The 12,661-nt window shown below is 53.1% G+C and carries 13 protein-coding genes and 1 pseudogene; 4 read left to right on the top strand and 10 right to left on the bottom strand.

Going from position 1 to position 12,661, the window contains the following annotated elements; all coding sequences use genetic code 11:
* The first annotated feature begins 356 nt into the window (after positions 1–356).
* From AC5M9B_RS02505 to dapC, 3 genes and pseudogenes are all read left to right on the top strand, one after another.
* Entirely contained in the window at positions 357–1,526 is a 1,170-nt protein-coding gene (locus AC5M9B_RS02505; RefSeq protein WP_487648204.1) for an NAD(P)H-dependent flavin oxidoreductase, read from the top strand.
* Positions 1,527–1,577: 51 nt separating this feature from the next.
* A pseudogene (locus tag AC5M9B_RS02500) lies at positions 1,578–1,685 on the top strand (IS5/IS1182 family transposase); the annotation flags it as partial.
* 157 nt (positions 1,686–1,842) lie between these two features.
* The gene (gene dapC, locus AC5M9B_RS02495) at positions 1,843–3,030 is read left to right on the top strand and encodes a succinyldiaminopimelate transaminase (RefSeq protein WP_487648203.1); all 1,188 of its coding nucleotides are present in this window, start codon (positions 1,843–1,845) and stop codon (positions 3,028–3,030) included.
* 81 nt (positions 3,031–3,111) lie between these two features.
* On the opposite strand, the gene rfaD is transcribed toward dapC, so the two are convergent.
* The 10 genes from rfaD to lpxK form a co-directional block, all read right to left on the bottom strand.
* Positions 3,112–4,116 (bottom strand): ADP-glyceromanno-heptose 6-epimerase, encoded by a 1,005-nt coding sequence (rfaD, locus tag AC5M9B_RS02490; protein WP_487648202.1) that lies wholly within the window; start codon positions 4,114–4,116, stop codon positions 3,112–3,114.
* 89 nt (positions 4,117–4,205) lie between these two features.
* A complete protein-coding gene (hldA, locus tag AC5M9B_RS02485; protein ID WP_019270546.1) occupies positions 4,206–5,168 on the bottom strand; it encodes an ADP-heptose synthase in 963 nt (320 codons plus the stop codon).
* Positions 5,169–5,222: 54 nt separating this feature from the next.
* Positions 5,223–5,963: an orotidine-5'-phosphate decarboxylase gene (gene pyrF, locus AC5M9B_RS02480; RefSeq protein ID WP_487648201.1), complete on the bottom strand. Its 741-nt coding sequence runs from the start codon at positions 5,961–5,963 to the stop codon at positions 5,223–5,225.
* Positions 5,964–6,090: 127 nt separating this feature from the next.
* The gene (gene adk / locus AC5M9B_RS02475; protein WP_002232195.1) at positions 6,091–6,738 is read right to left on the bottom strand and encodes an adenylate kinase; all 648 of its coding nucleotides are present in this window, start codon (positions 6,736–6,738) and stop codon (positions 6,091–6,093) included.
* Between the two features lie 82 nt (positions 6,739–6,820).
* A complete protein-coding gene (locus AC5M9B_RS02470) occupies positions 6,821–7,339 on the bottom strand; it encodes a 3-deoxy-manno-octulosonate cytidylyltransferase (RefSeq protein ID WP_487648200.1) in 519 nt (172 codons plus the stop codon).
* Between the two features lie 21 nt (positions 7,340–7,360).
* Entirely contained in the window at positions 7,361–8,119 is a 759-nt protein-coding gene (gene kdsB, locus AC5M9B_RS02465) for a 3-deoxy-manno-octulosonate cytidylyltransferase (protein WP_487648199.1), read from the bottom strand.
* Positions 8,116–8,298, bottom strand: a complete 183-nt coding sequence (locus AC5M9B_RS02460; protein WP_002221286.1) for a Trm112 family protein — start codon at positions 8,296–8,298, stop codon at positions 8,116–8,118. Before AC5M9B_RS02460 ends, kdsB begins: the two co-directional genes overlap by 4 nt.
* Positions 8,299–8,368: 70 nt before the next feature.
* Positions 8,369–8,944 carry a DUF2059 domain-containing protein gene (locus AC5M9B_RS02455; RefSeq protein ID WP_487648198.1) on the bottom strand — a complete coding sequence of 192 codons (576 nt, stop codon included), beginning with the start codon at positions 8,942–8,944 and terminating at the stop codon, positions 8,369–8,371.
* Positions 8,945–8,993: 49 nt separating this feature from the next.
* Positions 8,994–9,662, bottom strand: coding sequence for a DUF2059 domain-containing protein (locus AC5M9B_RS02450; RefSeq protein WP_246827777.1), 669 nt, complete (start codon positions 9,660–9,662; stop codon positions 8,994–8,996).
* A gap of 51 nt (positions 9,663–9,713) precedes the next feature.
* Positions 9,714–10,733: a tetraacyldisaccharide 4'-kinase gene (gene lpxK / locus AC5M9B_RS02445; RefSeq protein WP_487648197.1), complete on the bottom strand. Its 1,020-nt coding sequence runs from the start codon at positions 10,731–10,733 to the stop codon at positions 9,714–9,716.
* Between the two features lie 111 nt (positions 10,734–10,844).
* Here lpxK and xseA point away from each other — a divergent pair, with 111 nt between their 5' ends.
* A complete protein-coding gene (gene xseA, locus AC5M9B_RS02440; protein ID WP_487648196.1) occupies positions 10,845–12,194 on the top strand; it encodes an exodeoxyribonuclease VII large subunit in 1,350 nt (449 codons plus the stop codon).
* The last annotated feature ends 467 nt before the right edge of the window (positions 12,195–12,661 follow it).

Genomic DNA, 12,661 nt, shown 5'->3' with positions numbered 1-12,661 from the left:
GTAATGTATATTTGCTCATAAAAAAACTGCACCTTGTGAGTTGGAGGGGATGTCCAACTTTTGGGGTGCAGTTCAAAAGCCCAATCAGGTTTTCAGACGACCTTTTTGATTTTTAAACGACACATTCGTCCCCAAAATACCGCAGCACACCGCCAACACTCAAAACAATAATTTCCTAATTAACAATATATTAAGATTATTTTAATAAAGAAACTGTATTAAAACTCTAATTTCCTATTTAATTAGAGTATAATTCCTAAAATCTTAAAACAGGCGTTATTTAGCCGATAAAAGCAACCTCGATACAGATATCCGTCTATTAAAAACACCACCCGCAACCATCAAGGAACCCATACATGCAAAACAACTTCGACCCATTGCACATCCGAGGCAAATCATTGATTCCCGTCGTCCAAGGCGGGATGGGCGTGGGCGTTTCCGCATCGAAACTCTCCAGCGCGGTCGCCCGCGAAAACGGTGTCGGCACGATTGCCAGCGTTGATTTGCGCCACCTGCATGACGACCTGCTCGCCGAATCCAAAATCAATCCGAGCGAAGAAAAATACACCCGACTCAACTGCACCGCGCTTGACCGCGAAATCCAAAAAGCCAAAGCCGACGCAAACGGCAAAGGCATGATTGCCGTCAACGTCATGAAAGCCGTCAAAGACCACGCTGCTTACGTCCGCCAAGCCTGCGAATCGGGGGCGGACGCGATTGTGATGGGCGCGGGATTGCCGCTGGATTTGCCCGAAATGACCGAGGGTTATCACAAAGATGTCGCCCTGTTCCCGATTTTGTCCGAATCGCGCGGTATCGGCATCGTATTGAAACGCTGGATGAAAAAAGGTGTTTTGCCCGACGCCATCGTTATCGAACATCCCGCACACGCTGCCGGACACTTGGGCGCGGCAAGCGTGGCAGGTGTGAACGATGCCAAGTTTGAATTCAAACGCGTCATCGAAGAAACTTTCGAAGTATTCAAGAACTTAGGTCTTGAAAGCGAAAAAATCCCGCTCATCCTCGCCGGCGGCATGGCGAACTTTGAAAAAGTCAAAACCGCGCTGAAAAACTGGGGCGCATCCGCCGTCCAAATCGGCACGGCGTTTGCGGTTACCGAAGAAGGCGATGCCCACATCAACTTCAAAAAAACGCTGGCAGGCGCAGAAACCGAGCATGTTGTCGAATTTATGTCCGTCGCCGGACTGCCCGCACGCGGTGTGCGCACCAAATTCCTGGACAGCTACATCAAGCGCGAATCCAAGCTACAAGCCAATGCCAAAGCCGACCCGCGCCGCTGTACGCAAGGCTTGAACTGTCTGACCAGCTGCGGCCTGCGCGACGGTTTGGCAAAAGCCGGACAATTCTGCATTGACATCCAACTCTCCGCCGCCTTCCGTGGCGAAGTCGATAAAGGCTTGTTTTTCCGAGGCAAAGACCCGCTGCCGTTTGGCAACGCCATCCACACGGTGCAAGAAACCATCCAATATCTGCTCAACGGCGCTCTTCCCGCAGCAGCCAAATAATTCATACCCGCAGATGAACGCTAAAAAAGGGCATATTTCAATGTGCCTTTTTTTAGTGGATTAGATTTAAATCAGGACAAGGCGACGAAGCCGCAGACAGTACAGATAGTACGACAAGGCGAGGCAACGCCGTACTGGTTTAAATTTAATCCACTATATTTTGCCTGCAAATCGCGTGATGCTCAAAAAAGGTCGTCTGAAACCGATTTTCAGACGACCTTTTCTCTATGCTGCCTCCCTTTTCCTGCACACATTGTCAACAAAATCCGCATAAAAAATGCTAAGATGACCGTCTTGATAGACATTTGGAACACCCATGAACCCACTACTCGACCAGCTCCAACCCTATCCGTTTGCCCGCCTGCGCGAAGCCATGCAGGGCGTTAACCCTCCCGAAGGCGTCGCCCCCGTCCACCTGCACATCGGCGAGCCGAAACACCCTACGCCCGAAGTCATTACCTCAGCACTGACCGCCTCGCTGCACGAACTGGAAAAATACCCCCTGACCGCAGGTCTGCCCGAGCTGCGCCAAGCCTGTGCCGACTGGCTGCAACGCCGTTACGACGGGTTGACCGTCAATCCCGATACAGAAGTCCTGCCCGTGCTCGGCAGCCGTGAAGCCTTGTTTTCCTTCGTTCAAGCTGTCTTAAATCCCGTTTCAGACGACCTCAAACCCGTCGTCCTCAGTCCCAATCCGTTCTATCAAATCTACGAAGGTGCAGCCATTCTCGGCGGCGGCGAAATCCGTTTCGCCAACTGTCCCGCCCCATCCTTCAAGCCCGATTGGAAAAGCATCGCCGAAGACGTATGGCAACGCACCAAAGTCATGTTCGTCTGCTCGCCCAACAACCCCAGCGGCAGCGTCCTGCAACTGGAAGACTGGCAAGAAATCTTTGATCTGCAAGACAAATACGGTTTCATCATCGCTTCCGACGAATGCTATTCCGAAATCTATTTCGACGGCAACAAACCCATAGGCGGCTTACAGGCGGCGGCGCAATTAGGGCGCAGCAACCGCAATATCGTCATGTTCACCAGCCTCTCCAAACGCTCCAACGTCCCCGGACTGCGCTCCGGTTTTGTCGCGGGCGATGCCGAATTGCTTAAAAACTTCCTGCTCTACCGCACCTACCACGGCAGCGCAATGAGCATCCCCGTCCAACGCGCCAGCATCGCCGCATGGAACGACGAGGAACACGTCATCGCCAACCGCCGTCTGTATCAGGAAAAATTCGACCGCGTCATCCCCATTTTGCAGCAGGCATTCGATGTCAAACTGCCCGACGCATCGTTCTACATCTGGCTGAAAGTCCCCGACAGCGACGACTTGGCATTTGCCAAAAACCTCTGGCAAAAAGCCGCCATCCAAGTCCTCCCCGGCCGCTTCCTCGCCCGCGATACCGAATGGGGCAACCCCGGTGAAGGCTACGTCCGCATCGCCTTGGTCGCCGATGTCGACAGCTGCGTCAAAGCCGCCGAAACCATCGTTTCCCTGTATCGCTGAACAAGGTAACGGTTCAATAAAAAGTCGTCTGAAAACTTTAAATCTGAGTTTTCAGACGACCTTTTTCATGGGCATTTCAAATCAAGCCAAATTTTCCAGCATCCATTTGACGTAGCGCCCGACACCTGCTTTGACATCCAAAAATTCTTCCTTGTATCCGGCTTCGCGCAGTTTGGTAATGTCGGCTTGGGTGAAGCTTTGGTATTTGCCTTTGAGCGCGTCGGGGAAGGGGACGTAGCGGATAAGTTCTTCTTCTACCAGCTCTTTTAAGCTCATTTCAGGCTTGCCTTCGGTGGCGCGGCAGGCGTTGACGGTGGCGGCGGCGAGTTCGTTGAACTGTTGGCTGCGGCCGGTGCCGAGGTTGTAGATGCCGGAGAGGTTGGGGTGGTCGTAGAAGTAGAGGTTGACTTTGGCGACGTCTTCGACGCTGACGAAGTCGCGGGTTTGTTCGCCGTTGCCGTAGCCGTCATTGGCGCCGAACAGGTTGACGTAACCGTGTTCGCGGTATTGGTTGAAATGGTGGAAGGCGACGGATGCCATGCGGCCTTTGTGTTGTTCGTGTTGTCCGTAAACGTTGAAGTAGCGGAAGCCGACGACTTGGGCAGTCAGGCCTTCTTTCATGCGGCGGCGCAATACTTGGTCAAACAGGAATTTGGAGTAGCCGTACACATTGAGCGGTTTTTCAAGTTCGCGCTCTTCGCGGAAGATTTCGCCTTTGCCGTAGACGGCGGCGCTGGAGGCGTAGAGGAAGGGGATGCGTTCGTCCTGACACCAGTCCAAGAGGTCGAGCGTGTACTGGTAGTTGTTGTCCATCATGTAAAGGCCGTCGTGGTTCATGGTGTCGGAACACGCGCCTTGGTGGAAGACGGCTTCGATGTTTTCGTAGGGCAGAAGATGGCCGCGCACTTGGCGGATGAATTCGTGTTTGTCAAGGTAGTGGGCGATTTCGCACTCGGCAAGGTTTTTGAATTTTTCGCCACGGGTCAGGTTGTCGACGGCGACGATGTCGGTAATGCCGCGTTGGTTGAGGGCTTTGACGATGTTGCTGCCGATAAAGCCGGCCGCGCCTGTTACGATGATGGTCATATTGGGTTTCCTTTGTTTTTTGGTTTTAGCGAAACTCGTTGCACTCGTTTCAGACGACCTTGGAAAGACGGGGTCGTCTGAAAAAGAAATTACTGCTCTTCCAATGCTTTGTTCAATTCTGCAAACGAGCAAACCGCCGTGCCGAGTTTGGCGACGACGACACCGGCGGCGGTATTGGCGAGGTGCATGGCTTCGGGCATGGTGTAGCCTGCCGCCAGCCCCAAGCCCACTCCGGCAATGACGGTGTCGCCTGCGCCGGATACGTCGTAAACTTCTTGGGCGCGGGTGGGCTGGTAAATGGGTTCGCCTTCGCTGAACAGGGTCATGCCCTCTTCACTGCGGGTCAGTAAAACGGCGGTCAGATCGAGGTGGCGGCGCAGGTTTTGCGCTTTTTCGGTCAGCTCGCTTTCGTTTTTCCAACTGCCGACCACTTCTTTCAATTCGGCGCGGTTGGGCGTAATCAGCGTGGCGCCGGCGTATTTTTCGTAATCGTCGCCTTTGGGGTCGATTAATACGGTTTTACCTGCGTGTTTTGCCCAATCTATCATATCGGAGATGTGCGACAGGCCGCCTTTGCCGTAGTCTGAAAAAATGATTGCGTCGTATTCGGGCAATACTTCGCGGTATTTCTGCTTGATTTGCTCCAACACTTCGCGGTTGGGATGTTCTTCAAAATCAAGGCGGATAAGCTGCTGGTTGCGGGCGACGACGCGCAGTTTGACGGTGGTGGCGATTTGTTTGTCGCGCATCAGATAGGAGGCGACGCCGTCTTGCGCCATCAGCGCGTCGAGCGCGTCGGCGGCTTCGTCGTCGCCGGTTACCGACAACAGTCCTGCTTTACCTCCCAACGAAGCAATGTTGCGCGCAACGTTCGCCGCTCCGCCCGCGCGTTGGTCGATTCGTCCGATTTTCGCTACCGGCACGGGGGCTTCGGGCGAAATACGGGACACGTCGCCAAACCAATAGCGGTCGAGCATCACGTCGCCGACAACAAGGACTTTGGCTTGTGCGAAACGGGATTTGAGGGTTTCTTGTTGGAACTTGGTGGGCATTTTGCCTCCGTTGTGTTTTTTCAGACGGCCTCAACCTGTAAGGTCGTCTGAAAATCAGTTTGCTTCAAGGTTCGCCACGCGGTTCACTTCGCGCAATACGGCTACCGGATCGGCGGCTTGGGTAACGGGGCGTCCCATCACCAGATAAGTCGAACCTGCCGCCAATGCTTCGGCGGGCGTCATGATGCGGCGTTGGTCGTCGTTGTTGCCGGCAACGTCCAAACGGATGCCGGGCGTTACCAAGACAAAATCCTGTCCCAATTCGCGGCGCAGCGGTGCGGCTTCTTGGGCGGAACAGACCACGCCGTCCAAGCCCGAACTTTGCGCCAGTTTCGCCAAACGGATGACTTGCTCTTCAGGGGCGATGTTCAAACCGATTTCCGCCAAATCGCTTTGTTCCATACTGGTCAACACGGTTACGCCGATTAGGAGCGGCTTCGTGCCGTATCCGGCAATGGCTTCGGCGGCGGCTTCCATCATGCGGCGGCCGCCCGATGCGTGCATATCGACCATCCACACGCCCATGTCGGCGGCGACTTTGCAGGCTTGCGCGACGGTGTGGGGAATGTCGTGGTATTTCAAATCGAGAAAAAGTTTGAAACCCTGATGAATCAGGCTTTCCGCCAAACTGCGCCCAGTGGCAGTAAACAGCTCTTTGCCGATTTTGATTTGGCACAACGTCGGATCAAGGTTGCGGACGAATCCGAGCGTGTCTTTTTCGTTGGCAAAATCAAGGGCAACGATGACGGGGGGGCGTTGTTGCGGAGTTTGGAAGTCGGTGATTAAAGGATTCATGGTGTTTTCGTTTTGGGTTCGGAGTGCAAAGCCTGCCCGTAGGCATAATCTTTATTGTCAATTACGCTATTTATCAAAAATAGGTCGTCTGAAACCTGATTTCCTGTTTTCAGACGACCTTTTCGATTTATTTGCCCAATGCGCCCAATACTTCGGCTTTTACGGCTTCTACCGGCTGAGTGCCGTCAACCTTGATGTATTTCGGCGCGTGTTCGCCTTCCAGCTTGCTGTAAAAATCGACCAGCACTTCGGTTTGCTCGTGGTACACGGCAAGGCGTTTTTTGACGGTTTCTTCTTTGTCGTCGTCGCGCTGAATCAAATCTTCGCCGGTTACGTCGTCTTTGCCTTCGACTTTGGGCGGATTGTAGGTAACGTGGTAGGTGCGGCCGGAAGCCAAGTGAACGCGGCGGCCGCTCATACGGTCGACAATTACGCTGTCGGGTACGTCGATTTCAACGACCGCGTCCAAATCCACGCCCGCTTCAACCATCGCTTCGGCTTGTGCCAGCGTGCGCGGGAAGCCGTCAAACAGGAAACCGTTTTTGCAGTCGTCTTGCGCGATGCGTTCTTTCACCATGCCGATGATGATGTCGTCGCGCACCAAACCGCCTTCGTCAATGATTTTTTTCGCTTCCAAACCCAGCGGCGTGCCTGCTTTAATCGCAGCGCGGAGCATGTCGCCGGTGGAAATTTGCGGAATGCCGAACGCAGCGGTGATGAATTGTGCCTGAGTGCCTTTGCCCGCGCCCGGCGCGCCTAACAATAATACTTTCATGGGTGTTCCTTCTTGTTAAGTGATATGGATTTGAAACGTGATTCAAATGATTTTACACGGCTTGCGTTTATCGTTCAAAACTTCAGACGGCCTGTTCCGCGCCGAAATGTTTCCATGCGTCATCGCGCATTTCGGCAAACCATGTGTCTTCAGGAAAACGCGCCAACGCGTCTTTCAAAGTGGAAAGCAGGTTTTGCGATAAAGTCTTCGCCAAATATTCTTCCTCGTTGGCTTCCGCCGCCTTGTCCGCCTGCTGCGCCAGACCGATTGCACGGGTTTGATGGCCATGAGCCAAATAGTTGAGCGCAATGATTTTTTGTGCCCAAAGCTGCGGAATATCCGGATTGTCTTGCAGCAATACCGACAAAATCGATACGGCAACCGTCAGCCTGCCACCGTTCATACGCAAGTCCAACGACTGGTTGGGCGGCAAAGTGCTGAGCATTTCTGCCATGCGGAACCAAAACTCGCCGCTGGCCTGCTCCGGCGCTTCTAGTTTCAGCATGTCATAGTTGAATTCTTGCTCGTCTTCCCTTACCAGCTTCGCCACGTCGGCAAGCAATTTTTGTTCTTCACGGCTCAAATGGCGGAAATCATTCATGTCTTTTCCTTTCAGACGGCCTTAAGCTTTAAACGCAACACGTACTCTGTCCAAATCTTCCTGCGTATCCACACCGGCGGCAGGCGCTTCTTGGGTGGTTTCAACAGCAATCGGATAACCGTGCCACAGGACGCGCAACTGTTCCAGCGATTCGATGGTTTCCAAAGGAGAAACATCCATTTCCGAATAGCGTTGCAGGAAGCCTGAACGATAGGCGTAGATGCCAATATGGCGCAGGACGGCGGTTTCGGCGGGCAATTCGCGTTTTTCGGCGCGCATGGCATCGCGCGGATAGGGAATCGGGGCGCGGCTGAAGTAGATGGCATTGCGGTTTTTGTCGAGGACGACTTTGACGACGTTGGGATTCATAAATTCGTCGAAATCATGTAATTCGTGCGCCGCGGTCGCCATCTGCACGTTGTTTTCCACTAAGACTTCGGCGGTGCGGTCGATGAGTTCGGGGGCAATCAGTGGCTCGTCGCCCTGTACGTTGACGACCACCAGATGTTGCGGCAGCTTCAGCGCAGCGGCGGCTTCGGCAAGGCGCGTCGTGCCGCTTTCGTGCCGGTTTGAAGTCATGACGACTTCGACGCCGTGCGCCTGACAGGCCGTCTGAATATCGGGATGGTCGGTGGCAACAACGACGCGCGCCGCCTTGCTTTTTGCCGCCTGTTCGGCAACGCGCACGACCATCGGTTTGCCGTGGATGTCCGCCAAGGCTTTTCCGGGCAGGCGCGATGAATCCAGCCGCGCCGGAATCAATACGACGAATTCGGTCATGCTTTGAGTTCCTCTTCGCTCAACGCTCGTGCTTCGTTTTCCAGCATATAGGGAATGCCGTCTTTAATCGGATACGCCAGCTTGGCTTGACGGCTCCACAATTCCTGTTTGTCCTGATGATATTCCAGCCTGCCTTTGGTAACGGGGCAGACGAGGATGTCTAAGAATTTTTTTTCCATGGGGTTTCTTTCGGGTTTGATGGTTTTAGCGAAGCGAGCTTCGCTCGCTTTCAGACGACCTCAAGCGACATTATTTCTTCCGTGCCGGTTTGTTCGGCTGTTTGGCGCAGGCTTGGGCAGGATTTTTGCCGCTGCACATAATCTGCAGGATTTCACGTCCCAGATTTGCGCTTTGGTTGGATTGGGTGTATTTGCCGGCAAGGATGTCCATCATAGGTTTCACCGTTGCCTCAAGATAGCGCGGCGTTTTGTCCATTATCGATTGACCTACCGCCGTGCTGTAAAAGCCAATCAATGCGTTGACTTCTTCTTGCGTATAAACCGTCTTCATGCCGTCTAAAGTCGCTTTACGCAACTGGGCGCGCACTTGCGGCGTATTGATTTCGGCAATCGATTGGTTTGCATACTTTTTCAAGACTGCTTCCAACTGCGGACGTTTGTCTTCCGGCGCATCTTTCAAAAATTTCTGTACATTCGGATCGGAAAGCACAATGCCCTCCATGGTTTGGAAAGACTGGTCTAACAGGGCATCCATCTTCTGCACTTCAAACAGACGCTCCAGCGACGCATCGCTGGGTGTAGCGGCAAATGCGTTGGCACACAATGCCAGCGCGGCGAAGGGAAATAATAAGGTTTTCAGTTTCATCTTTTTCTACCTTTCAACAAAAAATAAATATTTACAGATGGTCGGAGAATTATTTGGCACATTTCGGCAAATTTTTGTTGCCTTTGCATAAAATACCATGTGCCTGCTCCTCAAAAGCAGGCGTATATTTATCGCTTGCATTGAGGTAGTTTTGACTCATGTTTTTTTGGATAATCTCATCGCTCAGCTTATCGAAATGCTCGACTTTTTCGAGCGCAGACTTGCCGGCACCATGCCCAAATGCTTCAGCCATCTTTTCTATATCCGATTGGCTCAACACATCATCAAGATTTCCACCATGCTGTTGGAAACTTCTTATCTTTTTCAAAATATTTTCCCCCTGAGCCGAAGAGAAAAAACGGTTGGTTACATCGACTTCTTCTTGCGTGAATACTTTCTGTACGGCACGCTTTTCTTCATCCAGCCATTGTTTTTTCAGCTCAGGACGGCTTAAATCTTCCTGCATATTTTTCATGTAACGGCTGATAAGCGCCTTCATCTGCGCCTTTTGGGCTTTTGGTGTCATAGCCAATAATCGTTCATGATCCTCTTTATTCACCGCCTCCAAAGAGCGTTGTACTTTCTCAGGATAATTCCTGCCTATACCCTGAATTTCCAACCATTTCATCGCAGATTCATCACTTGGCTTGGCAGCCATACTTTGAGCGCAAGCAAATAAAGCCACACAAGAAACCAACAAATATTTTAATTTCATCATCCACTCCTATCGCATAGTTTGAATACTGTCTTTAAAACATCTGGGAAACATCTATAAGCGTTTGGATTCTAACATTTCTGATGCAAATGCCGCCAAATCAGGTTCGATTATCGCACAAACAGGCAACACCCATACATGATTCAGATTGAGGTCGTCTGAAAACTTGACCGCATCCTTTTCCGTAATAATCACCGCGTCCGTATTGGGCAAATCTGCCGCTGTGATGTCTGCATGGTCGGGCAGCGCGACGGTTTGGTTCAACGTGATGCCCATACTCCGCAGCGAATCGAAAAAACGCTCCGGCTTGGCGATACCCGCCATGGCGGCGACGGTTTGGTTTTTCAGACGACCTGTGTCCAGTATTTCGGACGGATGGTTCAAACGGTAAATTTGTCCCGTTTCAATACGGCTGTGAAACATATTTTCAGACGGCGCAAACGACGCATCCGCCTTGCCGCCGCTGACGACGACCGCATCCACCAAATCCAGCCGCGACAAAGGTTCGCGCAAACTGCCGTTGGGCAGTAAATCCAAATCTGACCGCCCCGTATCCGCCGCCGGAAACACCGCGATTTCCACATCCCGCCGCAGGGCGTAATGCTGCAAGCCGTCGTCCGCCACAATCAGCCCGATGTCGGGATGCGTCGCCAGCAACGCCCTGCCTGCCTCCGCACGGCTGCTGCCCACCGCCGTCGGCGCGCCGGTTTTACGGAACAGCAGCAAAGGCTCGTCGCCCGCATCTTCCGCACGGCTCGCGGCATTCAATACATGAACCGCCTTACTCTTGCGCCCGTAGCCTCGGCTGATGATGCCGACCTTGACGCCTTTTTCCTGCAAACCCGACACCAGCGCGGCGACAATCGGCGTTTTCCCCGTCCCGCCCGCATGGATATTGCCGACCACGACCACAGGCACGGGCAGCTTTTCGCTTTTCAGACGACCTGAAACGAAATCATCGCGCCGTTTCGCCGCAATTTTAACAAACAGCATGGATAAGGGTTTAAGCAGGAAAGATAAAAACAGATTGGGGCGTTGCCAATGGCGTTCGATGATTTGATGGAGTTTGGGCATTCAGACGACCTTGAAATATTCGACTGAAGATTATATAACACAAGCCTATCGGCTATAAATGCTGCCCGAAACCCCTTATAATCCAACCTTTCCCCATTCTTCCCGCTCCCAATGTCCGAACTCTTCGCGCCCTCCTCCATTTCCGTATCCGAACTCAATGCCCTCGCCAAAGCCTTGCTGGAAGACCATCTTGCCGGTTTGTGGATTGCGGGCGAAGTGTCCAATCTGACCCGCGCAGCCAGCGGGCATTATTATTTCTCGCTGAAAGACAGCCGCGCGCAGGTGCGTTGCGCCATGTTCAAAGGTGCGGCGGCGCGTTTGGCGAAACCTTTGAAAGAAGGCGACCATATCGAAGTGGCGGGGAAAATCAGTATTTACGAGGCGCGGGGCGAATTTCAGATTACCGTGAACGAGGTGCGGCTCAAAGGCTTGGGGCAGCTTTACGAAGCCTACGAGCGGCTGAAGGCGAAGTTGCAGGCGGAAGGTGCGTTCGCGGCGGAGCGCAAGAAACCTTTGCCCGCCCGAGCGCAATGTATCGGCATCGTAACCAGTCTGGCGGCAGCGGCATTGCGCGATGTCGTGACCACCTTGAAACGCCGCGCGCCCGAAATTCCCGTCATCGTTTATCCGACCGCCGTTCAAGGCGCGGGCAGCGAGTTTCAGATTGCCCAAGCGATTAAAACCGCATCGCAACGCGCCGAATGCGATGTGTTGATTGTCTGCCGCGGCGGCGGCAGCATTGAAGACTTGTGGGCGTTTAACGAAGAACCGGTCGTGCGCGCCATCGAAGCCTGCGCGATTCCCGTCGTCAGCGGCGTGGGACACGAAACTGATTTCACGCTCGCCGATTTCGTCGCCGACGTACGCGCGCCCACGCCGACCGGCGCGGCGGAACTGGTCAGCCCCAACCGCCAAGAATCGTTACACCGCCTCGCCCAAGCCAAAGGTCGTCTGAAAACCGTTTTGGAACAACGCTATTTCGATGCCAGCCAAAAGCTCGACTGGCTCGCGCGGCAAATCCGCCACCCGCGCCAAAAACTCGACGAACAGCGCACCTACATCCACAAACTGGCGCAAACCCTGTCCTACTCGATGACGCAAAACGTCCGCGCCCACACCGCCCGTTTCGAACGCCAAACCCAAGCCCTGAAACATTGCCGCCCCGATATTTCCGTTTACCGGCAAGACATCAACCGCTTTCAGACGACCTTGTCGCACGCCTTCCGCCAACTGCTTGCCCACCGCCGCCAAAGCCTGAACGCCCAAACCGCCCTGCTCGAAGCCGTCTCGCCGCAGCAGATTCTGGAACGCGGCTTCTCCGTCGTTAAAAACACACGCGGACAAGTCATCCGTAACGCCGATGTTTTAAAGCAAGGGCAGAAACTGCACATCACTTTTGCCGACGGCGAAACCGACGTCCGCGTGACCAAAGAGCAGGCGCAGCGGGAGTTGTTTGATTAACCGTCGGCTTGAATGAAAAAGGTCGTCTGAAAACAGGGTCGATTAAAATAGAAACCGCCCTTGCCGTTATTCTCGCGCAGGCGTGAATCCGGAGATTTGGAATAATGGCGTTCCTAATCCTTCCGAAAACCAAAAATCCGGATGAATGACGGTTCTGATGCTTTTTCTTTGCGCTTATTATTTGAACATTTGCTTTGACAAAATTTGATCCGCCTGTTTTCAGACGGCCCGTCCCGCACGAATCCAGTTTTCCGATATGGCACAAATGCCGAGCCAGCAGACCGATGATGATTTTCGCGGGCTAAGCCTACGTTATACGCTGTTCTTCTGTTGTTCGGATTTGGTAAAAATACGGCAATTTACGGCTGATTGTTCCTGTTTTTAGAAAGACTTGGATTCGGATTTCAAGTGCAACACTAGTGTATCAGTGGTTTGAACAGATTCAAGAATAAAACACTTGGCGTTTC

The organism is Neisseria flava, from assembly GCF_982712965.1.
The sequence above is the reverse complement of the archived record's forward strand: the minus strand, read 5'-3'. Positions and strand labels throughout refer to the sequence as shown.

Bases quoted from the DNA above. Each gene is read 5' to 3' on its own strand.
- AC5M9B_RS02450 (WP_246827777.1), bottom strand. From the start codon at position 9,662: ATGATGAAATTAAAATATTTGTTGGTTTCTTGTGTGGCTTTATTTGCT.
- AC5M9B_RS02470 (WP_487648200.1), bottom strand. From the start codon at position 7,339: ATGAATGATTTCCGCCATTTGAGCCGTGAAGAACAAAAATTGCTTGCC.
- adk (WP_002232195.1), bottom strand. From the start codon at position 6,738: ATGAAAGTATTATTGTTAGGCGCGCCGGGCGCGGGCAAAGGCACTCAG.
- AC5M9B_RS02455 (WP_487648198.1), bottom strand. From the start codon at position 8,944: ATGAAACTGAAAACCTTATTATTTCCCTTCGCCGCGCTGGCATTGTGT.
- dapC (WP_487648203.1), top strand. From the start codon at position 1,843: ATGAACCCACTACTCGACCAGCTCCAACCCTATCCGTTTGCCCGCCTG.
- rfaD (WP_487648202.1), bottom strand. From the start codon at position 4,116: ATGACCATCATCGTAACAGGCGCGGCCGGCTTTATCGGCAGCAACATC.
- kdsB (WP_487648199.1), bottom strand. From the start codon at position 8,119: ATGACCGAATTCGTCGTATTGATTCCGGCGCGGCTGGATTCATCGCGC.
- AC5M9B_RS02505 (WP_487648204.1), top strand. From the start codon at position 357: ATGCAAAACAACTTCGACCCATTGCACATCCGAGGCAAATCATTGATT.
- hldA (WP_019270546.1), bottom strand. From the start codon at position 5,168: ATGCCCACCAAGTTCCAACAAGAAACCCTCAAATCCCGTTTCGCACAA.
- lpxK (WP_487648197.1), bottom strand. From the start codon at position 10,733: ATGCCCAAACTCCATCAAATCATCGAACGCCATTGGCAACGCCCCAAT.
- xseA (WP_487648196.1), top strand. From the start codon at position 10,845: ATGTCCGAACTCTTCGCGCCCTCCTCCATTTCCGTATCCGAACTCAAT.
- pyrF (WP_487648201.1), bottom strand. From the start codon at position 5,963: ATGAATCCTTTAATCACCGACTTCCAAACTCCGCAACAACGCCCCCCC.
- AC5M9B_RS02460 (WP_002221286.1), bottom strand. From the start codon at position 8,298: ATGGAAAAAAAATTCTTAGACATCCTCGTCTGCCCCGTTACCAAAGGC.